The sequence below is a fragment of the Synechococcus sp. W55.2 genome (assembly GCF_047461635.1).
In the GTDB taxonomy this organism is placed as follows: Bacteria; Cyanobacteriota; Cyanobacteriia; order Thermostichales; family Thermostichaceae; genus Thermostichus.
Window position 1 is genome coordinate 1 of the sequence record NZ_JANSHM010000044.1, and the last position, 23,042, is coordinate 23,042.

A 23,042-nucleotide genomic window follows, 5' to 3' on the forward strand; every position below is an offset into this window, starting at 1 on the left:
GTGTCGCTGACCACGGTGGAAGGGAGAGAACGCTTTGAACTGGCCATTGGCAACTACCAGCGTGGGATGCTGGCTGGCTCTAACCCCAAATCGGCCACCCTAGTCCAGCGGAAGGATGGCTCCTACTACATCCAGATTTGCGTAGAGAAAAAACCACCCAAGCAACAAGATACCGACAAGGTGATCGGGGTGGACTTTGGAAGGACAGATATTGCCCATACGTCAGAGGGGGACAACTGGAATGGACAGCAGTTGAACCGAATCCGAGACCACTACTCCCGGTTGAGGGCGGTACTCCAACGCAAAGCCAGTAAGGGCACACGCAGTTCGCGGCGCAGATGCCGTCAACTGCTGCAACGGCTGTCTGGCAAGGAGAGACGCTTTCAAGTGTGGGTCAATCATCGCATCTCCAAAGCTATTGTCTCTAGGGCAAAAGCTACCAACAGCGCTATCGCTCTGGAAGACCTGACAGGGATCCGTGAAAGAGTCAATCAACAGCCACGCAGCAAAGCCGAAAGGCGCAGGACCAACAGTTGGGCGTTCTACCAACTACGTCAGTTTCTGGAGTACAAGGCGAGGGTTGCAGGGGTTTCTCTGATTCTTGTTCCGCCTGCCTACACGTCGCAGACCTGCCACCGGTGTTTGCACATCCATCCCGATCCTGCGCAATCCTACCGCAGTGGTAAGTCGTTCAAGTGTGGGCACTGTGGATGGGAAGGGGATGCGGATTTGAATGGTGCAAACGTAATTGCGCTCTTGGGGGCTGCCGTAAACCAGCCTAGAGGTTCGGGCCTGTTTTGTTCTCTAGTAGAGCAGAGCAGGCCCAGGGCTACTGAAAGCCCGCTCCGTACCGCTTAGCGGTCGGAGCCGGGTAGTTTACTTGATGCAATTTCTCGTCAATGAAAATTTTCCACGCTTAAGTATCTGTCTATTGCGAGATGCTGGCTTAGATGTGGCATCGCTCTCAGAGGAAGCTCCAGGTACTAAAGATTTAGAGGTCTTGGCTAGAGCTGCACAAGAGAAGCGGATTACATTGACTTTTGATCGGGATTAGCGTCCTTTGTAAGTCTAGCTTGTCCAAATCTGGAATGGACTCTGGAAGAGCGTTAAACAACTTGCGAAACTGGGCAGTGGTGCGAGATTTCACAGTGTTTCGGGGTTTAATTCTTCCGTCTTGCCTGCTTGATACTCGGCTATTGCCTCGGCACCGAGTTTTGCTAACATATCCGCTGAAGAAGCAAAGGATTCTTCCCATCGCTGATCGTCTTCTAGCTCATCAAGAATCAGGCTGGCAATTGCATTTTGCTCCTCTGTGGGTAGAGCTTTTAACTTGCTAATCGCTTTCTCCAGCAGTTCTGTCATCATTTGCATTCTCCCAAATAGGCGGTTTTATCTATATAACTTAATCTCTTAGCTTTGTCGTGCCAATGGTTGCTTCACTATCCCAAAAGGGCGAGGGATCTTCTTGCAAGCAGGATAACAGGCTGAGTTGATCGGCTTCTACGGCTTCGCTACGCAAGCTATCGGAACAAGCTGGCTGGTATGGGCGCTTGACCGGAGTGGGCACACTCAGTTCCGTCAAGGGATTTTCTGTGAGGGCATAGCGCAGGGCTTTGCGCCAACCGATATTCCCGTGATCGACACCCCCTGTCGCCGCTGCTGTCATGGTGTAAAGCCACCAGCGCTCTTCTGGACGCAGCCCTCTCCAGTTGCGAATGGCATTGGGGATCGCCTCCGGTTTGGCCCGTTCTACTGCCCAAGCCAGCACCAGCAATTCCTTCCCCAGCAGACGTTCTACGAGGTTGCGGCCAGTTGTCCAACGGCTCGGATTCATTTTTTTCGCCCGCAGGCGGTCATTAAACTCTTGTTTGAGATCCTCAGCAATCTGGCTCCAGATAGACCGGCTGAGAACACAGCGCTCCGCAATGTCCGGCTGTCCGTTGATGCCCGCCTTGATGCCATAGACTTCGTAAATCAGCACAGGAGCGGTTCTGCCGGCAGGTATTTCGACCACAAAGTGGTGGGGATCAACGGTTTTGGGACAGCCGAACCCCACCGTCTCCCATTTTTTATCGCTCACTGCTCTACCTCTCCCGGCTCAGGATTGATTTCCAACCGATGCAAAAAGACTTCCAAATCGTGGCCGCTGCTGAAGTGTAGGTCGTCCAAGCGCAGACTCACCTCTGCCGTCTCATTGCCCAAAGCCTGACGTGCTATCGCAATAAACTGCTCAATGTCTTCCGCTTTTACCACCATATCGCTTCCAAACCGGGTGGTGATGGCTCGGTTCCCTTCCCCCACGGTTAGGGAGATCCCACCCGCCAGTTGCACACCCAAAGCCTTGCTCTGATTGATGGCCGTATAACTCGCCTTATTTCCTTGCAGGTTGAGGCGCTTGTGCAGCTTAGCCGGTTTGTTTTTGTCAATCACCGGCCCTTTTTGGTCGAGCGCCGGGATCGTGAAGTTGCGGGTGGTGCTCACCCCTTGATCTTCGGCGTAGGCATAGATGGTAACGGCTTCTGATCCCTCTAGTTCGATGGGGCCAGTGTAGAGGGTGCCTTCCCGTGGGTTAATGCCCGTGGTGTTCCAGCGAATTTGACCACGGGGTTTCACGGTTAGCTCTACGGTGCGCTTGCCGCCGCCAATACGAGGCTGGTGGGTGAGGGTCAGCGTATTCTTCCAAGCATAGACATCCCCTGTCTCGTGCCGGCCATCCGGGTCAATGGCGACAAACCACAGGGCAGTGGCATCGGTTGTCCAGATCGTATCGGGCACCACAGGGCTGTTGGCATCCACATTGGGCGTGTAGCTGTAGTGAACACGGCCATTTTTGCCCGCATCTCGAGGCAGAATTTCCAAGGTAGCCGTACCGGTGCGGTCATCGTATTCTCGCTGGGTGATGGCTACGGATGTGCGGGGGGGCGGAAAGGGCCCCTTTTCGATGTATCCATCTTCGGTGTACCGCCAGCGACCTTGGCTGACGGCTATCTGCCGCAGGGTATCCATTCCTTTGGGGGGCAACCAGGGCCAGCGCTCGTTGGTGATGGTGCGGGAAACCACGTCTCGCCAAGGGATACGCCGCTCTCCCCCTGCCGGCCACAACAGGTCTTCTGCTCGCGACAGCAACGCCTCGGCATTGGCTTCCACATCGACATACAGCTTGGATGCACCGACATCGGATAGGGCTTTTTCGATCTGCTCTTCAGCATGGAAGGTATTGCCCGTAAAGGTCATGGAGAGCTTGGTAGGAGTCAGTTTGCCCTTGATGGGGTAATAGACCCGATTGAACAGGCTGACCACAGTGGCGTTAAAGTCGTAGGCGGCTTGTTCGGCCTCTTCCTCCAGTTCTGCTTTGTGGGGGGATTTGTCTCCACCGGTTTCTTCCAGTACTCGGGCAACGGCCCACAAACGACGGGTTTTGTCTTCTAGGCTGGCCAGATTGGAGCCATCTCCGGTAACCACACAAAAGTTGTTCTTCTCGGGAACACTTTCCCAAAACTGCTGGGCCTCTTCTGGGGGTGTTTTGCTGTCTGGGCTGAGTACCAGGCACACCCGCGGGCCATTGAGGCGAATCTCATCAATTTTGGGCAGGGCTTGCACCTCTTGATAGGCAATCCGCCGTTGGGGTCGGAAAATTTCTTCCAGCCGCCGCTTCATTTCCGCATCAATTTTCGGCTGGGGAGCGTTGCGGGCACGGCTATCAATGCGCTTACGCAGGTTCTCGATGTTGGAAAAGTACCAAGCATCGTTTTCTTTGCGGTGCAGGTACCAGGCGTTGGCACGGAACGCTTGAAAAGCATCCTGAAATTCGCTGACATTCCGCTGAGGAGCTACTAGGTATTCCAAAAATTGCCCCTCGGTAAAGCCTTTCACGGCATCAACTGATTCAGACAGAGAGGCAGTCAACAGCAGGGCAGCAATCTGACTGGCAGCATCATGGCCCAGTTTTTGATCCACCAGTTCAGCGACAGCAGTGCCATTGGCCGCAATATCGTGGGCAATCGCTCCCTGTAGATTGCTGATTTTGTTGATCTCTTCCCGCACATCTGGGATGTTGAGGTTCAGATGCTGGCAACCGATCAGGTAGACATCGTTGCTGGGACGCTCCCATACCGACTGGATTATTTTTGAAACAAACTGCATCAAGCCGCGAGTTTGACGGTAGCTTTCGTTTTCCTTAAATAGGGCAATGATGTGCTTAACCGAAGGATGGAAAGGGTAAGAAGCATGAATTTCGGCGGCAATTTGTTCGGCAGTTTTGGCAATTGATTTGGCTCTGGCTGCATCTCCCAGCACTTTTGCGTAGGCAGAAGCAACTGCATCAATGGTTTGTACATTGGGCAGAGAGCTAAATAGCCGCTTGCGGAGAATGTCGTAAATTTCCGATGTGCCCAGGTCTACCGGTGTGATGGATCGCGCTTGGCGGTTGGTTTCTTGAGCGAAGTTACCGATTGCTTTTTGCAGTTCCCGTGAGGCTCCTTCGTAGCTGCCGGATAGGTTGGAAATGACAATGCAGCAGCGCTTTAACTTCAAGGCGGCACTCAGCAGGTTCGATAGGGCGTAGGTTGTCACTTGCGCCAATGTACCTCCGCCCACCATGCGGGTAATGGCGTAGTCGAAGTAGGGCGGCAGCTCGTCCAATAGAATGAGGGTGGGTTCATCTCCAATTAAATCAATCCAATCCTGCTCACTGGGGGCATCTGCTCCGTGCTGCCAAAATTTGACAAAAGCCTCTTCTTTCCCCAGTTGCCGGGCAATCTCTCCCCAAATAAACCGTTGCTCGAACTTGAGGCGTCCATTGATGGCAACCAGTTTAGCGTCGGCAAAAGGAGCATCTTGAGTGATGTCTGGCACAACCTCGGCACGCAAAGCGGCATCCCGCGCCAGCAACCCTAGGGCAATCATGGAGTGGGTTTTACCGCCCCCCATCGCCTGTTTGAGTTCAAACACCGCTTGGTCGGAGCGACCTGCCAGCCGTTTGAGCCCCTGACGCAGCAACAGATCCATCCCGCGGGTAATGTGGTTTTTGGCGAAGAATGCCCGGGCATCCTCTGCTGTATGCTCGATAACATTCGACAGATTTTCAATTTGCTCAACTATGGCGTAGTTCAAGGCCATAGGATGAATTTGACAAACGTCTTTGACGGTGGGAATCATTGCGGCTAGCTCCTGCTACCCAAGATGGTGACCCTCTCTTCAACTAAAGGAACTGTGGGGGGTGTTCAGTATTTAGCAGAGCTGACACAGGCAGGCAAGGGCGGCTGTTCGATATTCATGTCCCGCCTTGTTTGGGATGCGACGGTCAGGATGGGGATCCCTCTGTGAGGATTTGGTTAACCTTTTCTGTCCACTGGGGATCTTCAGGTGCAATCACTATGCTCTTGGGTCGGGATCCCAGTTCCCGATAGATGGGCTCCACTGCGGGAGTGCCCCGCAACTGCCAAGCTATGTCTTTGAGCTGTTGAGTGGTCAAGGTCGATAAATCAAGGATGGTCATGTGGATAGCTCCCCCTCTGGGCCAGTGAATCTCTGTAGCTTCGACCCGTTGGGCTTTACCTCAAGATAAACGGAGAGGGTGGGATTCGAACCCACGGTGGCGTGAACCACGGCAGTTTTCAAGACTGCTTCCTTAAACCGCTCGGACACCTCTCCAAACTGCTGGGATCCCCAGACTTTATTCATTATTCATTTATGCTACGCAATGGGCTTCAGGCTGTGCAATCACCAGCCGACCACAACCTCCACAGACTTATCGGATCCCCTCGGCAAAAGCCCCCCTTCGACCGGGTAGGCGGCACCTATCTTGACTTGAGCCAAAGCCAGCAGCCATCGAGCAGATACCAAACTTAACCAGAAGGGTCCAGGATCCTCTTCTACACTGGCAGATAAGCCACCCCAGGAGGATATATGCCCACTCCACCCCCGCCCGGCATTACTCCCAAGCAGATGAATCTGCTGCGAGCCGTCACTGCGATGGCCTGGTCTGATGGTGCGCTAGAGGCTGCGGAAGTAGAACTCATCGCCCAGCAACTCTCTCAGCATTTTGCTTCGGATCCCGACCAGCGGGCCAGCTTGGCGCAAGAGATCCGCCAGTACCTAGTGCAGCAAGTCCCGTTGGAGGAGGTGCTGTCGAAAATTGGCGATGAGGCCGAGAAGCGTCTCATCCTCAAGTTGGGCTACCTGGTGATTGCCGCCAGCGCTCGCAGCCCGGAGGAGCCCGTGGTGAATCTGGAAGAGCTGGATGCTTTTCGGCAGTTGGTGGAAAAGCTGCAACTGTCACCGGCAGTGGTGCAACAGGTCTCTCAAGAGGCAGAGGCTGAGCTGGGGGATCCCAGCATTGCGCCGATTGAAGCCTTGGTGCAGGGGTTTACCCGCCACTGCCGCTAGAGACCTGAGTGGACGCCTGATGGTTGCGAATGGCCCGCTTGACCAAATTGAGGAAGGCAAAGGCCCGTTGGTCGGTGGGATCCAAGCGCATCACCGCTTGAAAGGCTGCTTCTGCCTGCTGTAGAACGGCCAGATCGACTTGTCCGTCCTCATCTGCTTCCAGTTGGGCCTTTTGCAAGAGGAGGGCCCCTCGATTGTAATGGGCTGCCACATGGTTGGGATCTGCCGCCAAAACGGCTTCCAGCTCTGTCAGGGCCGGATCCAGATAGCCGCTCATGCCCAGTACCCAGGCCAGCTTGTAACGAGCTTCGGTATGGGTTGGATCGGCAGCAACCGCCTGGCGAAACGCTTGGATGGCAGCCTGGAAATCGCCCGCTTGTACCGCTGCGATGCCTTCTTGGTAGCTGTCGTGAGCCATGAGCAAGTTGGGGGTTGACTGGGAAGCTGGCATGAGGAAGGGATCCCTTACCTGTAGATTAACCCTTGCCAAACCGGTGGCTCCCAATTCCCATCCCAGGTACCGAGAACAGAGCCGTGCCCCCGCTGGTTTACCGTCTTTTCCCTCTTGGGGGTGCCATCTGCAGCAGGAGAAACTGCCGCGGCAAGAGATTGGAGATTGCGCAAAGCCTGACCCGCATAACCTGCGCCCCTTCCTAGGATGAACATAGCCATCGATTGGGTGTGAACCATGAATGCCAAACTGCTTTTCCTACCGCTGGCTTTGGGGCTGTCTGTGGCTCCGACCACCGCTGTTTTTCCGCAAACCCTAGGCATCTACCCTCCTTTACAAAGGCTGCAACTGGCCGATACTCGTCAGTTGGATGTTGGCACCCGCTCCATCATTGTCAACCCCGTTCCTTCCGACCTGCGGGTGAATCTGGAGCTGGATCGGCACGGGTCTAACCCCATCTACCGGCCTGGCGAGCCGATTGCCATTACCCTGAGCACCAACCGCGATGCCTACGTTTACCTGTTCAGCATCCAAGCCGATGGCCGTACCCATCTGATTTTGCCCAACCGCTTTTCCGGTGGCAACGAGTTTCTGCGGGCCGGAGAAGTACGCACCTTCCCGCCGCCAGGGGCCAGCTATCGGTTGACCATCGCTCCACCCTTCGGCCAAGCCCAGGTGTTAGCGGTGGCATCCCCCCGTCCGCTGAACTTCCAGGAGATTGCCTCTTTCGAGCAGAGTGGATCCTTTGCCGACGTGCGGGTGCGGGGATCCCAACTGGGCAATGCCATTGCCCGCGCCATTATTGTCGAGGGGATCCCTTCCGACCAGTGGGTGACGGCCACTCGGTTCTATCGGGTTGCCCCGCGCTAATCCAAGCTCTGAGAACTTGGGTTAGGGGAGCCGCACAGGATCCCATTGGATTGGGTGCATGACCAGGCCGGGAAGGGAGTCAACTCTCCCAAAGGTTGCCTAAAGATTGGGTTCATCTGCCACAATGAGAGCAGCCAAAAGTAGTCCCGGCTACGTTTCTCCTGTGCGGTTCTGGGTCAGCCGTTCTATGTCCTCTTCCTCCAAGCCCCTGAGCGAGCAGATTCGCAGCATTGACGACCATCTCTCCCGCCGACCCCTGGATCTGGATCCGGCGGGCTATTTCGTCATCTACTTGGATCGGGAGCAGAACCTCATTTGCGCCAAGTACTACAGCACCGTCATCAATGAGCGGGGGCTGGCCACCGATCCGGAAACAGGAGCTGTGATCCCGGCAAAGGGCTCCGTCAACCGATCCCCTGAACGGGTGTATGTTGGGCGCACGGCCAAAGAACTGTGTGTACAGATCTTTGAAAAGGAGCAGGAGAGAGTGGTCTCCCAGCTCAGCCATGCGGCCTACTTGGGAAGGGAGTTTCAAAAAGCCGAAGCTGCCCTGATCTCTGGCGAGGAGTACATCCAAGACTGATCCCTTCCCAGAAAGCTCACTTTCGCAAAACTACATCATCCCCTTAGGTGCAGAGCCAGCCGCCGGCTTGGGCTCAGGCTTTTCCACCACAATCGCTTCGGTTGTGAGGTACATTCCGGCTATGGAAGCCGCGTTTTGCAGCGCTGAGCGCACCACTTTGGCCGGATCCACGATCCCCTGGGCAAACATATCCACATAGGTTCCGCTTAGGGCATCGAAGCCAAAGGGCATCTCCTTCTCCAAAACCTTTTCCACCACCACTGACCCTTCCAGACCGGCATTGTGGGCAATCTGAAAGAGAGGGGCCTGCAAGGCTCGGTAAACAATTTCTGCCCCCACCTGTTCTTCGGCATTCAACTTGGCCTTGAAAGCCGGGATCCCTTTGGAGAGGTGCAATAGCGTCGCCCCGCCGCCAGGGACGATCCCTTCTTCCACCGCAGCTCGGGTGGCATTCAGGGCATCCTCAATGCGCAGCTTGCGATCTTTGAGTTCTGTTTCAGTGGCAGCCCCCACTTTGATCACCGCCACTCCCCCGGCTAACTTGGCGATGCGTTCTTGCAGTTTCTCGCGGTCGTACTCGGAATCGGTGGTTTCCAGTTGCTTGCGAATTTGAGCCACCCGCTTTTCCACCGCCGCTTTGGTGCTGCCATCGGTCACAATGGTGGTCTTGTCTTTGGTGACGGTGATCTTGCGGGCCACCCCCATCATGTCCAGGGTGACCTTATCCAGCTTGATGCCAACATCCTCAGAGATGAGCTGCCCGCCGGTGAGAATGGCGATATCTTCCAGCATGGCTTTGCGCCGATCCCCAAAAGCCGGAGCCTTGACCGCCACCGCATTGAGTACCCCCCGCAGGCGGTTCACCACCAATGTGGCCAGAGCCTCTCCCTCCACATCCTCCGCAATGACCAGAAGAGGCCGACCCTCGCGGGCCACCCGCTCCAGGATGGGCACCAGATCTTGCAGGCTGGAGATCTTGTTGCTGGTGATCAGCAGATAAGCATTCTCGTACTCGGCCACCATCCGCTCCGAGTCTGTGACGAAATAGGGGGAAATGTAGCCGCGGTCAAACTGCATCCCCTCCACTACGTCCAACTCGGTTTCCAGCGACTTGGATTCTTCGACCGTGATCACCCCATCTCGCCCTACAGCATCCATGGCCTTGGCGATCATCTCTCCCACTTCGCTGTCATTGCCAGCAGAGATAGTGGCTACTTCGGCGATGGTTTTACGGCCTTCCACAGGCTTGGCATGAGCTGCAATTTGCTCCACCAAGTAGGCAGTGGTCTTTTCAATGCCGCGCCGCAGAGCCACAGGGTTGGCGCCCGCCGAGATGTTTTTGAGCCCTTCCCGCACCATGCTTTGGGCCAGGATGGTGGCTGTGGTGGTACCATCTCCGGCCACATCGTTGGTCTTAGAGGCCACTTCCCGCATCAACTGGGCGCCTGTGTTCTCCAAAGGATCGGCCAACTCAATTTCCTTGGCAATCGTGACCCCGTCGTTGACGATTTGGGGGGCACCAAACTTCTTCTCCAAGACCACGTTGCGTCCTTTGGGGCCAATCGTAACCTTGATTGCATCCGCCAGTTGGTTGATGCCCTGCTCCAATGCCTTGCGGGCCTCTTCTCTAAACAGAATCCGCTTTGCCATAGAATCCGCGATCCTCGTAAGTCTGACTGGGCTCCTACTTTGGGTACTGCCAGGCGGAGTGGGGTTCCCAGGAATCCTCCGGCTCGGCTAGCAGGGAGTTAGCACTCTAAACTCCCGAGTGCCAATCTAGCTCAAAGACGGGAGCCTGAGCAAGATGGGCAGATCCGGAGTCACGTTTTGGCTGACAGGGGGGAGAGGGCTAGGAGTTGCCGCCAATCAGGATGTCGGGAAACTGGGCCTGGGCTTCGCTGATGGGGCGGTTGCGCCCGCCGTTTTGCCAGTAGTTGATGAGTTCGGTGGCTCGGTTAAGCAGCTCGATGCGATCCACTTCGCTGATCCAAGTTTTGCTTTCCAGCTCAGCCTTAAGCTGCTCCCAAGCGTCATCCCGCGGCCAGAAAAAGTAGTGGGTGAGGGGGCTGCGGTTTTTGGCCACCACCTGATCGACGGCAATAGCCAAATCGTTTTCCAACCAGAGGGCTTTTAGGGCAAACTTGGGCAAGGCTCTCTTCTCCTTTGGGCTACTCAACGGACGATCCGATCCTAACCAGGCAGCCTTTCATTCTGACATATGTCCTGTCCATCGGCGGGCCGAGAGCCGGAAGATGGATACGGGCTCAGCCCTGTCTGGGGGCAAAGGGCCCTAGATCACAGAGGGCTGTTTCCCCTTTCAGTACCAAGTCCCGCAGGATGGCGGCGCTGATCGGGGCCAGCAACACTCCATTGCGATAATGGCCGGTGGCAATGAGCAGATTGGCGTAGCCAGGAGCCCAACCCAGGATGGGGGCGCGCTGTCCCACTGGTCGAGGCCGATGGCCGGCCCAATGATCCAACAAAGTTGCTTCGGCCAAAGCCGGGCAGAGTCGGATGGCGCGGGCCAGCAGATCTTGTAGCGCCAGCAGCGTCGGCTCGGGATGAGGGGCCTGAAATTCCACTGTTGCCCCCACCCACAGGGATCCATCGCCCAAAGGAACCAGATGCAGATCCGCGTCGGTGACCACGGGCCCCAGGGGGATCCCGGGGGCTTTGACCCGCAGGGCCTGACCTTTGACCGCTTGCAGCGGCACCTGCAGCCCCAGCTCTTTGGCCAGAGGAGAGCTGCCCAGACCTGCCGCCAGGATGACGTGCCCTGCCGAGAGGGTGAGAGCGGGCGTGTAAACCGTTTGCAGGCGAAAGGGGGGATCCGAGCTGCGCTGAATCTTCTGGACAGGCTGGTGGAAGAAAAAGCGGGATCCCTTGCGTTGGGCTGCTTCCCAGAGGGCCTGGGTTAGGAGCTTGGGTTGGACTTGTCGATCCTGGGGAGAGTAGATGGCCGCCGCCAGGTCGCTGCGCAGGCCGGGCTGCAGGGATCCCACTTCGGCAGGGCTGAGCAGATCTAGGCGGTAACCTGCTTGTCGGCGGGCCGCCAGGGTCTCTTGCCAAGCTTCCACTTCCTCCTCCCTGAGGAGTTTGAGAATGCCGCGCCGATTGACGGGCAAACTCCGGCCCAGGTCTTCCTCCAGCCGCGCGATTAGGGGATCGAACAGCTCCAGGCTTTTCAGGCGAAGCTGAACCGTCTCCCCACCCGCTTGCCGACTGGAAATGCCCACCAATACCCCCAGAGCTGCCCCTGTCGAGCCGGCGGCAGGATCCCCGGCATCCACTCCAATGACCGACAGCCCAGCTGTGGCCAATTCGTAGGCAATGGCACAGCCCACCACTCCACAGCCAATCACCAACGCATCACAGTTCAACAGCCCGACCCTCAACGGAGACGCTTTTCGTAGTGATACTCCACAGAGTTGCTGCGATCGTGCAATTCACGAATTTCCGGCAGACGCACATAGCCGAGCCGCTCATAAACCCGATGAGCCGTCGTGAAGCGAGTATCTGTCCACAGATGCAGAGAGTCCGCCTGCTGCTGCCGAGCCGCAAATTCGGCCTGTTCAATCAAACGCCGACCCAAACCCCGACCGCGCACTGCGGGCAGAGTGTAGAGTTTTTTCAGCTCCATGCGCCCAGGGATCCCATCGGGCACAAGGCCGACACAGCCGACCACTTGATCCTGATGCTGCGCCACCCAAAGGGATCCCCCCATCTCCGCGAAAGCTGTGGCAGGCTGAAGCAACTCCGGCACCTCTTCGATGTCCAATACACAGCCTGGATACTCCGCAAAGACCATCTGCAAAATGTGGAGCAGAGCTGCACTGTCCGAGTTTTCCGCAGGACGGATGTCGATCTGCATCGAGCAGCGAAGAAAAAGAAATCATCGTTAAGTAAAGCTTTCTCGATTGTACCTGGGCTTGCTCGAGGACTCTGTTTTCTCTGTTTCTCAGGGAGCAGAGGATCCCTGAGGTGAGCAGCTAAGATCGCTAGCATCCCCAACCCCATCTGCCCATGGATACTGAACTGCTGGTTCCCGACGTCGCCGATCTCGTAACAGAGGATGATACCCCGGTGGATAACTTTGCCTCGGAAAAACAGCAGCGCCTCCTGACTGGAGCTCTCTACAGCGCTTTGCGCGGCAAAACCTTTTTAGCAGCGGCAAATGTAGGCATCTACACCGCCATCGGTCGGCCCCCGATTGTGCCGGATGTTTTTCTCAGCCTGGACGTCACGGTGCCGGAGCAATGGTGGGAGAAGCAAAACCGTTGCTACCTGCTCTGGCAATTTGACAAGCCGCCGGATGTGGTGATCGAGATCGTCTCCAACCGCGAAGGCGACGAGCTGGAAGGCAAGCTGAGCCGTTATGAGCAGATGCGAGTTAGCTACTACGCGGTCTTCGATCCCAATCATGAGCTGGGGCCAGAGGAGTTGCGCATTTTCGAACTGCGGGGCCGCCACTACGCGGAAATGACCGAGACCTGGCTAGAACAGGTGGGGCTGGGCCTGACGGTGTGGGAAGGCGTTTTTGAGGGGAAACAAGCTCGCTGGCTGCGCTGGTGTGATGCCCAAGGGCAGTTGCTGCTGACCGGCGATGAACGGGCTGAGTTGGAGCGGGAACGGGCCGAGCAAGAACGCCAAAGGGCGGAGCGAGAACATCAACGGGCGGAGCGTCTGGCGGCAAGATTGCGGGCTTTGGGTGAGGATCCCGATTTGGAGAGCTGAAGCCCAGGGATCCCCTTCAGCACCCACCCTCCACTACACTCAGAGAGGGAACTGCTGCCGGAGTGGCAGGGATCGTTGGACTCACAGATGGGTTATCGCCGCCGGGATTGGTTGGCCTACTGGCTGCTCAAGTGGCTGGTGGTCAACCCCTTGTTTCGGGGACTGTATTTTGGGCGCACCTATGGGCAGGAAAACGTGCCTCGCCAGGGATCCCTCATCGTCGTCAGCAACCACGCCAGCCATTTGGATCCGCCGCTGGTGGCCAATGCGGTGCGCCGCCCGGTGGCCTTCATGGCCAAGGAAGAGCTGTTTCGGGTGCCGGGGCTGAAGCAGGTGATCCAGCTCTACGGCGCCTACCCGGTCAAAAGAGGCGGCTCTGACCGCGCTGCCCTGCGGGCCACGGAAGCAGCTTTGGCGCAGGGATGGGCGGTAGGGATCTTTTTGAATGGCACTCGTACCCCCGATGGCCGCATTCCTCAGCCCCACTTGGGAGCGGCCTTGGTTGCAGCCCGCACCCAAACGCCTCTGCTGCCTGTAGCCCTTTGGGGCACGGAAAAGGTCTTGCCCAAGGGATCCCGGTGGCCGCGTTTGTTCTGCCCCATCACGGTGCGCATTGGCAACGTGATTCCCCCCCCTGCTTCCAGCGATAAGGCCGATTTGCAGCAGGTGACGGCAGAGTGCGTGCAGGCTATCCATGCCCTTTTGGATCAGGGGCGCTGAGGGTATCTTGGGCTACCAGATACTCAACAACAGGGATCCCTCCCAGGATGTGCTTTTGAAGAATCTCCTCCACCACCTCCGGCGTGACCGAGTGGTACCAAAACCCACCGGGATACACCAGCAACACAGGGCCGGGAACAGCATAGTCGCATGCCCGCAGGCAGTTGGCTTTGGTGCGGTGCACCCGCAGGGATCCCCCGCTCCCGATTTCCAGGTTCAATTCCTTGATCCGCGATTTCAAATAGTCCCAGGCTTCCAATCCCACAGCTTTCTCACAACATTTGGGCTTGGTTTGATCTGCACACAGGAACAAGTGCCACTGATAGGTTGGAATAGAGGCCGGATGGGAATCTTGACCTGGGGATCCGGTTGCCGAGGAGGGATCCAGGATAGGGGAAGAAGCGACAGGACGCGACATAACAAGATGTTTGGGCTTGGCTACAGTTGCATTATCCCCTGTTCTCTAGGTTCTTACCGATGCTGGTGGATAACCCCAAGCAGCGACTGTTTCTTGCTCTGCTCCCCCCTCCAGCACTGCAAGAGCAGGTGACAGCCATCAAACAGCAGTTTGCCGAGCAATTTGCCAGCCAAGCGGCCCTGCGCTCGCCTCCCCACATCACTCTGGTGCCGCCGTTCGAGTGGCCCAGTTCCGATCTGCCGGCCTTGACGGGATCCCTAGAGGCCTTTGCCAAGCAGCAAACTCCCGTCGCCATCCAGTTATCCGGCTTTGGGGCCTTCGCGCCGCGTGTCATTTTTATTCACGTCGTGCCCTCCCCAGAACTGCAGCAGCTACAAGCTCAAGCCCATCACCACATGGGGCTCCTTCTCAACCGGAAAGAAACGACCGCTCAAGCCCGTCCGTTTGTGCCCCACATAACCGTGGCCTTCCGAGACCTAACCCCCGCCCACTTTCGCGCCGCCTGGCCAGAGTTCAAGACGCGTTCTTTCCAGAGTGCGTTTGTAGCGTCAGCTTTGACGCTCCTCCTCCACGACGGCAAACGTTGGCAGGTTTTTGCCCAGTTCTCGATGGGGGAATAATGGGGAAGCCAACCGAAGCAGCCTACTCCACCCAGTGAGCGGCCATGTATTCCGCCAAGTCCAACACCCGCTGGGAGTAGCCCCACTCGTTGTCGTACCAAGCCATGACCTTGACCAGATCCCCATCCAGCACACTGGTCATCTCCGCATCCACAATGGCCGAGCAGTCGTGGCCGCGGTAGTCGATGGAGACCAAGGGAATATCCGAGTAGGCGATGATCCCTTTCATCGTGGTTTCCGAGGCTTCCTTCAGGGCAGCGTTTACCTCCTCGGCAATCACGCGCCGCTCCGTCTGCACCACCAAGTCCACCAGAGACACATTGGGCGTGGGAACCCGTACCGCCACCCCATTCAGCTTGCCTTTCAGCTCCGGGATCACCAAAGCCACCGCCTTGGCCGCCCCCGTGGTGGTGGGCACCATGCTCAATGCTGCTGCCCGGGCCCGCCGCAGATCGCGGTGACCACCATCTAAGATCCGCTGGTCGCCGGTGTAACTGTGGGTGGTGGTCATGGTGGCACGGAGGACGCCGAACTTGTCCAGCAACACCTTGATGATCGGGGCAAGGCAGTTGGTGGTGCAGCTGGCGTTGCTGACAATGTTGTGCCGCACCGGGTCGTAGGTGTGTTGATTAACACCGTAGACAAACGTGGGAATGTCTCCCCCCTTGGCCGGGGCGGTGATCACCACCTTTTTGGCCCCCGCTTCTATGTGCTTAGAGGCACCCTGGTAGTCGACAAAAACACCTGTAGCTTCAATAACAAGATCCACCTTCCACTCTTTCCAGGGCAGGTTGCTGGGGTTGCGGTCGGAAACGGCATAGATATGCTTGCCGTTCACCACCAAACCGTTTTCTGCAGGCTCAACGTCTGCTCCCTGCAACGGCCCAAGGATGGAATCGTACTTGAGCAGGTGGGCAGCCGTGCGAGCATCTGAGGTGTCGTTGATGGCAACAATGTCCAGGTTGGACTGGGAGCGACCCAGCCAACAGCGCAAAAAGTTGCGACCAATGCGACCAAACCCGTTGATGGCTACCCTAACCACTGCTCCTGACCTCGCTGCTTGAAATCTCTTGGGGGCTGCTGCCTAGCACATGATATCGCAACCCCTGAACATTCTGAAGACAAAATTTGGGATCCAAGGGGTTGTCTTCGTGGACGTTGACCTGCAAACCTATGCGGAGCAGGGATTGAGCCTCTTTCAAGCGGGATAGCGCTGGTGCAGCAGAGCCATAGCCGAGGCTACATTTTCTACCCCTCGCTGCTCCAGAAGATCCGTGAACATACTATCCAGCCAGTAAAGGTGCTCGCTGATGATCTGGCTCCAGGCGCGGTAGAGTTTCACCTGGACTTCCAGAGGCAACAGGATCAGCCCCTCGTTGGAGAGGCGCAGGGTCTGCACCTCGGTTATGGTCACTGCTGTAAAGGAGCGCCGCCGTCCCGTCAGCAGAGAAAGTTCCCCAAACAAACGCCCGGCGTGCAGCGTAGCCAGCCAATAATCTCCCGGATGTCGCACATATTGGCGACGCAGCTCCACCACTCCACTGAGGATCATGTACAGGTCACTGCTGGGATCCCCCTCTTGAAAGATCACCTGGCCAGGAGAGAAGCAGCTGGGCAACAGGGCTGCCGTCAGCGCCTTCCACTCGGCATCTTCCAAAGATTGGAAGAGCAAGTGCTCGCGAACACGCTCAAACGGATAACGGGGGCTGCTCATGATGTCGGTGGGCCAGAGGGGTACCTGAGGCCGGCTCCGTTTCATCCTACCGCTGCCGGCAGGGTATTGGGAGATGGGAGAGAGTTGTCCCCAAAGAGTATCTAGGATGCAATGGAAAAGGTAGGTCGCTCCCAGGGATCCCATGCAGCCTGGCTCAATTGTCCGCTGCCGCAACCGCGAGTGGGTGGTGCTCCCCGCTGATTCAGAAGAAATTGTGGTGCTGCGGCCCCTCACCGGCACCCCAGAAGATGCGGTTTGCATTCACCGACACCTGATGAACCTTGTGGGCGGCACCTTGCCCTTCGAGCGAGTGGAGCCTACCGCCTTTCCTTGGCCCTCTGGGGATCATCCTGCCGATGCCACCAGTACCCTTCTCCTCTGGCAGGCGGCCCGGCTGATTTTACGGGAGGGCGCAACTCCCTTTCGCTCTCTGGGGCGCCTCTCGATTCGGCCACGGGTATACCAGTTTGTGCCCTTGCTCATGGCGCTGCGCCTCGATCCGGTGCGGCTATTGATTGCCGACGACGTAGGGGTGGGCAAGACCATCGAGGCGCTGCTGATAGCCAGGGAGCTTTTGGATCGCGGCGAGATCCGACGCCTTTGTGTCCTGTGCCCTCCCTATTTGTGCGAGCAGTGGGCCAGCGAGCTGGCCGAGAAGTTTAACCTGGAGCCAGTGGTCATCCGCTCGGGAACGGTGGGGCAATTGGAGCGAAAAACCCCTGTTGGGCGCAGCCTCTACGAGCACTTTCCTGTCCAGGTGGCCAGCATTGACTTCGTCAAGACCGAGCGCAACCGCCACCCATTTCTGCAATTTTGTCCTGAGCTGGTCATTGCCGACGAAGTCCATGGGGCAGCGGCGGCCCATGGCAAAAACCAGCAGGAGCGCCACAGTCTGCTCAAAGCGGTGGCCCAAAACCCCAACCGCCACCTGATCCTGCTGACGGCAACTCCCCACAGCGGTGTCGAAGAGGCCTTCCGCTCGCTGCTGGGGCTGCTGCGGCCCGAGTTCGAGACATGGGATCTCCAGGATCTCAACGAAGACCAACGCGTCCAGCTAGCCCGTCATTTTGTCCAGCGCACGCGGCGAGATATTCGGGAAACTTGGCAGGAGCTCACCTGTTTTCCAACCCGGGAAGCTGAAGATGAAACCTACACCCTTTCTGAGGGGCAGCGCAAGCTGTTCGAGGACACCTATGGGTTTTGCTCGGAATTGGTGTGCACAGGGCAGCAACTAGAGAAGCGCCAGCAGCGAGTGCGCTACTGGGGAGCGCTGGCCCTTTTGCGCTGCGTAATGTCCAGCCCGGCGGCAGCAGTAGCGGCATTGCACAATCGCAGCGGAGCAACCCTGGAGGCAGAAGAAGAGGTTGAGGCAGAACTGAGCCGCTGGGTGTTCGAGTCGGCAGAAGAGCGTACCGACGATGAGCTGCCAACGCCAGCTCTTGAAGCCGCAGACCCAACCCTGCCGGATAGCGACCGCCGCCGGTTGCAGGCCCTGGCCCGTCTGGCCAAACAGCTCCAGGGCCCAGAGCACGACACCAAACTGGCGCGGGCCATCGAGCTGGTGAAAAAGTTGCTTCAGGAAGGTTTTCATCCCATCCTCTGGTGCCGCTACGTTGCCACTGCGGAGTATCTGGACAGTTACCTTCGGCAACAGCTGGGATCCCCAGCCCAAGTAGCCTGTGTAACGGGCAGGATGGGAGACGAGGAGCGGGAGGCCAAGATCGCGAACCTGGAAGTTGACCGACCACGGGTGCTGGTGGCCACCGACTGCCTCTCGGAAGGGATCAACCTGCAGGAAAAGTTTACAGCCGTCATCCACTACGACCTGCCCTGGAACCCCAATCGGCTGGAGCAGCGGGAGGGCCGGGTGGATCGCTACGGCCAAAAGGCCAGCCGGGTCAAGGTCATCCGCTTTTTTGGCCGCGACAACCCCGTAGATGGCGTGGTACTGGAGGTGTTGCTCAACAAAGCGCGGGAGATCCACCGCACCCTGGGCACCCACGTGCCTGTGCCGGAGGCTAGCGAAAGCGTTACCCAGGCTGTGCTCGAAGCCCTCTTCCTGCGCAAGGGACACTGGTCCGCCGAGCGCCAGCTAACCCTCGATCTTGGCGTGCCGGAAGTGGATGAGTTTCACCGGCGCTGGGATCGCTCTGTCGAACAGGAGCGGCGCAACCGCACCCGTTTTGCCCAGCGGGCCCTCAAGCCTGAGGCAGTGCAGCGGGAGCTGGAGGCCACCGATGCCGTGCTAGGGGATCCCGAAGCTGTGCGCGAATTCTTCCTGGCTGCCGCCCAGCGCCTCAACCTAGCCATAACCCCAGGGAAGCGGTCGGGGGTCTACCAGGTTAGCGTCGGCTCCGAAGCCACTGCCACCTTGCCGGAAGCCATTCGCCTGGCCCTGCCCTCTCCCAAAGGCGGGCGTTGGCTAATCAGCTTCGACTCGCCCACGCCCGAAGGTGCCGAATACATTGGCCGCAACCACCGCGTCGTGGTTGCCCTGGCCCAGTTTTTGCTGGAGGAAGCCCTCGACAACCCAGAGAAAGGGGATGCTGTCGTCTCCCGCTGCGGCGCTCTACGCACCCGAGCGGTAGTTGATCTTACAACTCTACTGCTGCTGCGGGTGCGCTACCTGGTGGAGCAACCCCAGGGGCAGCCTCTCTTGGCGGAAGAGGTGCTGGTGCTAGGCGGTGTTGGCCTGGAGAGCGGCGAGGCCCGCTGGCTGGAGACGGGCGCAGCTCTCCAACTGCTGGCCACGGCCAAGCCGGATGAGAACCTACCGCTAGCGGAAAAGCGGGAGCTGGTTCAGCATCTCCTGGCCTGTCTCGGCCCGTGGCAGGAGACAGAGGAAAACTGGGGAAGGGATCACCGGCTGCAGCAGGCGGCGCGGGAGCGGATTTTGCAGCGTGCTGCTGAGCTGGAGGCTGCCCATAGGCGCATCCGCCAAGCCGTGTCCCTACAGGGGCGGGGGCTGAAGGTGAAGCCGCAGCTTCCCCCCGATCTTTTAGGACTCCTTGTTCTCCAACCGGTGGTTTGCCGATGAGCGAGTTTTCTGGGGTACGCATCGAAGGAGGCCTGTTGGGGCCCGATATTCTCGAAAAGCTGCTGGCAGGGGATCTGCCAGGACAGAAGCCAGAAGACTTCGGCTTTAACAGCAAGCGCGGCCCAGTCGAAGAGATTGCCGCGGTCTTTGCCGATTGTCGAAAGTACTGGGAGGCCTTCCAGAGCCGCCTGCAGCGCCTGCCCGAAAGCGATCTCGCCACCAGCATCACCCGCGATGCCTGGGCGATCCCCTTCTTCAGTTTGCTGGGGATCGAGGTGCGCTATCAACCGCGCGCCTGCGAGGTGGACGGAATGAACTTCCCCATCTCGCATCGCATGGGCGAGGCGGAAGACGCGCCACCGGTGCACATCGTCGGCGCGCGCCAGGAGCTGGGCCGCGTGCCGGCTTCTGGCCGGCCTCGCCTGGCACCCCACTCGCTGCTGCAGGAGTATCTCAACCGCAGCGAGCACCTCTGGGGCATTGTTACCAACGGATTGACCCTGCGCCTCCTGCGGGACTCCACCTATGTGCGTCGGCAGGCCTATGTGGAGTTTGACCTGAAGCAGATCCTAGAGGAGCAGCGGTTTAACGACTTTGCCATCCTCTTTCGGCTGCTGCACCGCAGCCGCTTGCCCCAAACGGCAGAGCTAGCAGGGGATTGTCTGCTGGAAAAGTACTACCAACAGGCCCTGGAGCAGGGTGGCCGGGTACGGGAACGGCTGCGGGAGGGGGTTGAGGAGTGCATCAGGTTGCTGGCAAATGGGTTCCTGGCCCATCCCAAGAACCAGAGGCTGAGAGCGCGGCTCTTGTCGGATCCCAGGGAGCTCTACCGCCAACTGCTGCGCTTGGTCTACCGGTTCCTGTTCCTCTTGGTTTCCGAAGAGCGGGGGTTGATGAGCAGCGCGGCGCTCTATCGCGAGCACTACAGCGTGACGCGGCTGCGGCGGTTTTTGGATCGGCAAAGTGCCCAAGACGAACACGAGGATCTCTGGTGCAGCTTGCGGGTGCTCTGGAGGGTGCTTTCCCAAGAGGAGCTGGCGGAGCTGCTGGGGGCTGCTCCTCTCAACGGAGAGCTGTTTGCCCCTCTGGAGCTGGATGAGTGCAGCCTGAGCAACCGGGATCTGCTGCAAGCCTTTTCGCACCTAGCCTACTACCGAGAAAACCCCACCTCTCCCCTTCGGCGGGTCAACTACGCGGCGCTGGATGTAGAAGAACTGGGATCCGTCTACGAAAGCTTGCTCGACTACCAGCCTCAGATTGTAACTGGGCAAGGGGCGCCTCGCTTTGAGTTGAGCTACGGCTCAGAGCGCAAGAGCACAGGCTCCTACTACACCCCGCCGGAGCTAGTGGCCGAACTCATCCGCTCGGCGCTGGAGCCGGTGATTGAAGAACGGCTGAAAGCCGCTCGCCCACCTGAGGAAAAAGAGCAAGCGATTTTGTCCATCCGTGTGTGTGATCCCGCCTGCGGATCCGGTCACTTCCTGCTTGCTGCCGCCCGCAGGTTGGGCAAGGAACTGGCAAAGATCCGCACCGGCGAAGAGGAACCCGCCCCCGAGCGTGTCCGCGAGGCCATCCGCGATGTGGTGGCGCACTGCATCTACGGCGTGGACAAAAACCCGCTGGCGGTGGAACTCTGCCGCGTGGCCCTGTGGCTGGAGGCCCACTGCGCCGGCAAGCCCCTCACCTTCCTGGATCACCACATCAAGTGCGGCGATTCGCTGGTGGGTGTCTTGGATTTGGCGATTTTGGAAAAGGGCATCCCCGATGAAGCCTTTACCCCGGTTAGCGCTGACTCCAAGGAGGCTGCCCGCTCGCTAAAGCAGCGCAATCGCACCGAGTGCCAGAGTTTGCAAACAGGGCAGCTTTCCCTTGCTTTTGACACTGACCAGGTGGTGGCTGAGCTTAGCCAGGAGCGACAGAAGCTAGAAGCCATTCCAGACAACTCCCCGGCAGAGGTTAGCCGCAAGCAGCAGCTCTACAGCCGCTACTGCCAAGACCCGCAACACCAAAAGCTAGTGGAAGCCTGCAACCTGTGGACAGCCGCTTTTTTCCAGCCCTTGATCCCTGACTTCTCTAGGGCCATTACCACCCAAGCCGTGGCTGATCGACTGCAGGAGAGAACCCCCTCCCAGGCCCTTGCCACTGCTCAGGCCCTCGCCGTCGAGAACCGGTTTTTCCACTGGCCGCTGGAGTTCCCGGAGGTGTTTGAAAGTGGCGGCTTTGATGTGATCCTCTCCAACCCGCCCTGGGAGCAAATCCAACTGGAGGAAGAAGAATTCTTCGCCAGCCGCGATACCGCCATTGCCCGCGCGCCCAACGCCGCCGCCCGCAAACGCCTGATTGCCGACCTGCCCCAGACCAACCCCGCCCTCTGGCAGGACTACCAGCGCGCCCTGCACAACGCCGAAAGCGCCAGCCGCTTCCTGCGCGCGAGCGGACAGTACCCCCTGACCGGCCGCGGGCGCATCAACACCTACTCCGTCTTCGCCGAGCGCGTGCGTCACCTGCTGAGGGGACGGGCGGGCATCATCGTCCCCACCGGCATCGCCACCGACGCCACCAACCAGTTCTTCTTCGCCGATCTGGTGGAAAAAGGGCAACTGGCAAGTCTGTTCGATTTTGAGAACCGCCAGCGACTCTTTCCGGCAGTGGATAGCCGCATGAAATTCTGCCTGCTCACCCTCACTGGCAGCCGTACCCAGACCGACGCCACCACCTTTACCTTCTTCGCCACCCGCACCGAACATCTGCGCGACCCGCGTCGCGTTCTCACCCTCACAGCGGACGACATTGCCCGCATCAACCCCAACACCCGCACCCTGCCCGTCTTCCGCACTCGCCAGGATGCCGACCTGACCAGAGCTATCTACGAGCGCGTGCCGGTTCTGGTGAACGACTCCCCTCTTCCTAAGGGAGAGGGGCTGGGGGTGAGGGTCAACCCCTGGGGCGTGCAGTTTAAGCAGGGGTTGTTCAATATGTCTTCTGACTCGCACCTCTTCCGCACCCGTGCAGAGCTGGAAGCCCAGGGCTACCGACTGGTGGGGAATGTGTTTGTGCCCTCACCCCCTGGCCCCCTCTCCCACACTGTGGGAGAGGGGGGAGAACCCTCACCCCCTAACCCCCTCTCCCACGCTGCGGGAGAAGGAGGGTACGAATTACCCAAGGCCAGCCAGGAACTGATTGCCAGGGCGCGGCAGTTGCGTCGCGAGGCGACTGCCGCCGAAAGCCTGCTCTGGGAATTGTTGCGTGACCGTCGGCTGCTAGGCCGAAAATTCCGGCGTCAACATCCGATTGGACAATTCATCGCCGACTTCTTCTGTGACGATGCCCGCCTGATCATTGAGATAGATGGCGCCGTGCACCGCGAACCCACTCAGCAGGAACGCGACCGTTTGCGGGAGGAAATCCTGCGCGAACATGGCTTTGCCATTCTGCGCTTTACCAATGAGCAGATATTCGACCACACAGAACAAGTCCTCCAAGAGATTGCTGCCTATGTCACTGCCCA

General features: G+C 58.4%; 22 protein-coding genes and 1 tRNA gene. 10 read left to right on the forward strand and 13 right to left on the reverse strand.

Annotated elements, in window-relative coordinates; translation table 11 throughout:
* Together NW828_RS09485 and NW828_RS09490 are read left to right on the forward strand one after the other, a co-directional pair.
* Nucleotides 1–858, forward strand: an 858-nt coding sequence (locus tag NW828_RS09485; RefSeq protein WP_414383461.1) for an RNA-guided endonuclease InsQ/TnpB family protein, incomplete at its 5' end; no start/stop codon positions are given.
* 25 nt (nt 859–883) lie between these two features.
* On the forward strand, nt 884–1,054 hold the full coding sequence (locus NW828_RS09490) for a DUF5615 family PIN-like protein (RefSeq protein ID WP_414383463.1): 171 nt from the start codon (nt 884–886) through the stop codon (nt 1,052–1,054).
* Between the two features lie 89 nt (nt 1,055–1,143).
* Here the strand turns inward: NW828_RS09490 and NW828_RS09495 are convergent, their stop codons facing one another.
* The 5 genes from NW828_RS09495 to NW828_RS09515 form a co-directional block, all read right to left on the reverse strand.
* The gene (locus NW828_RS09495) at nt 1,144–1,365 is read right to left on the reverse strand and encodes a hypothetical protein (RefSeq protein WP_011433323.1); all 222 of its coding nucleotides are present in this window, start codon (nt 1,363–1,365) and stop codon (nt 1,144–1,146) included.
* Between the two features lie 37 nt (nt 1,366–1,402).
* Complete coding sequence (locus NW828_RS09500; RefSeq protein WP_083757646.1) at nt 1,403–2,080, reverse strand: anti-phage-associated DUF3780 domain-containing protein; 678 nt, start codon at nt 2,078–2,080, stop codon at nt 1,403–1,405.
* Nucleotides 2,077–5,157, reverse strand: coding sequence for an anti-phage-associated DUF499 domain-containing protein (locus tag NW828_RS09505; RefSeq protein ID WP_414383465.1), 3,081 nt, complete (start codon nt 5,155–5,157; stop codon nt 2,077–2,079). The genes NW828_RS09500 and NW828_RS09505 overlap by 4 nt, the downstream gene beginning before the upstream one ends.
* 145 nt (nt 5,158–5,302) lie before the next feature.
* Nucleotides 5,303–5,497, reverse strand: a complete 195-nt coding sequence (locus NW828_RS09510; RefSeq protein WP_011433320.1) for a hypothetical protein — start codon at nt 5,495–5,497, stop codon at nt 5,303–5,305.
* Nucleotides 5,498–5,567: 70 nt separating this feature from the next.
* A tRNA-Ser gene (locus NW828_RS09515) sits at nt 5,568–5,652 on the reverse strand.
* Between the two features lie 255 nt (nt 5,653–5,907).
* Between NW828_RS09515 and NW828_RS09520 the strand changes: the two genes are divergently transcribed.
* Nucleotides 5,908–6,387 carry a TerB family tellurite resistance protein gene (locus NW828_RS09520; protein WP_414383467.1) on the forward strand — a complete coding sequence of 160 codons (480 nt, stop codon included), beginning with the start codon at nt 5,908–5,910 and terminating at the stop codon, nt 6,385–6,387.
* Here NW828_RS09520 and NW828_RS09525 read toward each other — a convergent pair.
* The gene (locus NW828_RS09525) at nt 6,368–6,838 is read right to left on the reverse strand and encodes a tetratricopeptide repeat protein (RefSeq protein WP_414383469.1); all 471 of its coding nucleotides are present in this window, start codon (nt 6,836–6,838) and stop codon (nt 6,368–6,370) included. The two genes, NW828_RS09520 and NW828_RS09525, sit on opposite strands and share 20 nt — an antisense overlap.
* Before the next feature lie 237 nt (nt 6,839–7,075).
* Between NW828_RS09525 and NW828_RS09530 the strand changes: the two genes are divergently transcribed.
* Together NW828_RS09530 and NW828_RS09535 are read left to right on the forward strand one after the other, a co-directional pair.
* Nucleotides 7,076–7,708 (forward strand): DUF4384 domain-containing protein, encoded by a 633-nt coding sequence (locus NW828_RS09530; protein ID WP_414330041.1) that lies wholly within the window; start codon nt 7,076–7,078, stop codon nt 7,706–7,708.
* Nucleotides 7,709–7,895: 187 nt separating this feature from the next.
* A complete protein-coding gene (locus tag NW828_RS09535; protein ID WP_414383471.1) occupies nt 7,896–8,291 on the forward strand; it encodes a DUF4346 domain-containing protein in 396 nt (131 codons plus the stop codon).
* A 30-nt stretch (nt 8,292–8,321) separates the two neighbouring features.
* On the opposite strand, the gene groL is transcribed toward NW828_RS09535, so the two are convergent.
* From groL to NW828_RS09555, 4 genes are all read right to left on the reverse strand, one after another.
* Complete coding sequence (groL, locus tag NW828_RS09540; RefSeq protein ID WP_414357711.1) at nt 8,322–9,941, reverse strand: chaperonin GroEL; 1,620 nt, start codon at nt 9,939–9,941, stop codon at nt 8,322–8,324.
* Between the two features lie 199 nt (nt 9,942–10,140).
* Nucleotides 10,141–10,467, reverse strand: coding sequence for a 30S ribosomal protein PSRP-3 (locus NW828_RS09545; protein ID WP_414330048.1), 327 nt, complete (start codon nt 10,465–10,467; stop codon nt 10,141–10,143).
* A gap of 88 nt (nt 10,468–10,555) precedes the next feature.
* Nucleotides 10,556–11,671, reverse strand: a complete 1,116-nt coding sequence (locus NW828_RS09550) for an NAD(P)/FAD-dependent oxidoreductase (protein WP_414383473.1) — start codon at nt 11,669–11,671, stop codon at nt 10,556–10,558.
* An 11-nt stretch (nt 11,672–11,682) separates the two neighbouring features.
* Nucleotides 11,683–12,162 (reverse strand): GNAT family N-acetyltransferase, encoded by a 480-nt coding sequence (locus NW828_RS09555; protein ID WP_414383474.1) that lies wholly within the window; start codon nt 12,160–12,162, stop codon nt 11,683–11,685.
* 152 nt (nt 12,163–12,314) lie between these two features.
* Between NW828_RS09555 and NW828_RS09560 the strand changes: the two genes are divergently transcribed.
* Both NW828_RS09560 and NW828_RS09565 read left to right on the forward strand, forming a co-directional pair.
* Complete coding sequence (locus NW828_RS09560; protein ID WP_414330056.1) at nt 12,315–13,025, forward strand: Uma2 family endonuclease; 711 nt, start codon at nt 12,315–12,317, stop codon at nt 13,023–13,025.
* Between the two features lie 87 nt (nt 13,026–13,112).
* Nucleotides 13,113–13,745 carry a lysophospholipid acyltransferase family protein gene (locus NW828_RS09565; protein WP_414331435.1) on the forward strand — a complete coding sequence of 211 codons (633 nt, stop codon included), beginning with the start codon at nt 13,113–13,115 and terminating at the stop codon, nt 13,743–13,745.
* Here the strand turns inward: NW828_RS09565 and NW828_RS09570 are convergent.
* The gene (locus NW828_RS09570) at nt 13,714–14,163 is read right to left on the reverse strand and encodes a (2Fe-2S) ferredoxin domain-containing protein (protein ID WP_414383476.1); all 450 of its coding nucleotides are present in this window, start codon (nt 14,161–14,163) and stop codon (nt 13,714–13,716) included. The two genes, NW828_RS09565 and NW828_RS09570, sit on opposite strands and share 32 nt — an antisense overlap.
* Before the next feature lie 59 nt (nt 14,164–14,222).
* Between NW828_RS09570 and NW828_RS09575 the strand changes: the two genes are divergently transcribed.
* Nucleotides 14,223–14,783, forward strand: a complete 561-nt coding sequence (locus NW828_RS09575) for a 2'-5' RNA ligase family protein (RefSeq protein ID WP_414373648.1) — start codon at nt 14,223–14,225, stop codon at nt 14,781–14,783.
* A gap of 22 nt (nt 14,784–14,805) precedes the next feature.
* Here the strand turns inward: NW828_RS09575 and gap are convergent, their stop codons facing one another.
* Together gap and NW828_RS09585 are read right to left on the reverse strand one after the other, a co-directional pair.
* Nucleotides 14,806–15,825, reverse strand: coding sequence for a type I glyceraldehyde-3-phosphate dehydrogenase (gene gap, locus NW828_RS09580; RefSeq protein WP_011433307.1), 1,020 nt, complete (start codon nt 15,823–15,825; stop codon nt 14,806–14,808).
* Between the two features lie 156 nt (nt 15,826–15,981).
* Nucleotides 15,982–16,542 (reverse strand): Crp/Fnr family transcriptional regulator, encoded by a 561-nt coding sequence (locus NW828_RS09585; RefSeq protein ID WP_414383478.1) that lies wholly within the window; start codon nt 16,540–16,542, stop codon nt 15,982–15,984.
* Between the two features lie 97 nt (nt 16,543–16,639).
* Between NW828_RS09585 and NW828_RS09590 the strand changes: the two genes are divergently transcribed.
* Both NW828_RS09590 and NW828_RS09595 read left to right on the forward strand, forming a co-directional pair.
* Nucleotides 16,640–19,534, forward strand: coding sequence for a helicase-related protein (locus tag NW828_RS09590; protein ID WP_414383480.1), 2,895 nt, complete (start codon nt 16,640–16,642; stop codon nt 19,532–19,534).
* Nucleotides 19,531–23,042: DUF559 domain-containing protein (locus tag NW828_RS09595; protein WP_414383482.1), on the forward strand; the 3,512-nt coding region annotated here is incomplete at its 3' end. The genes NW828_RS09590 and NW828_RS09595, both read left to right, overlap by 4 nt.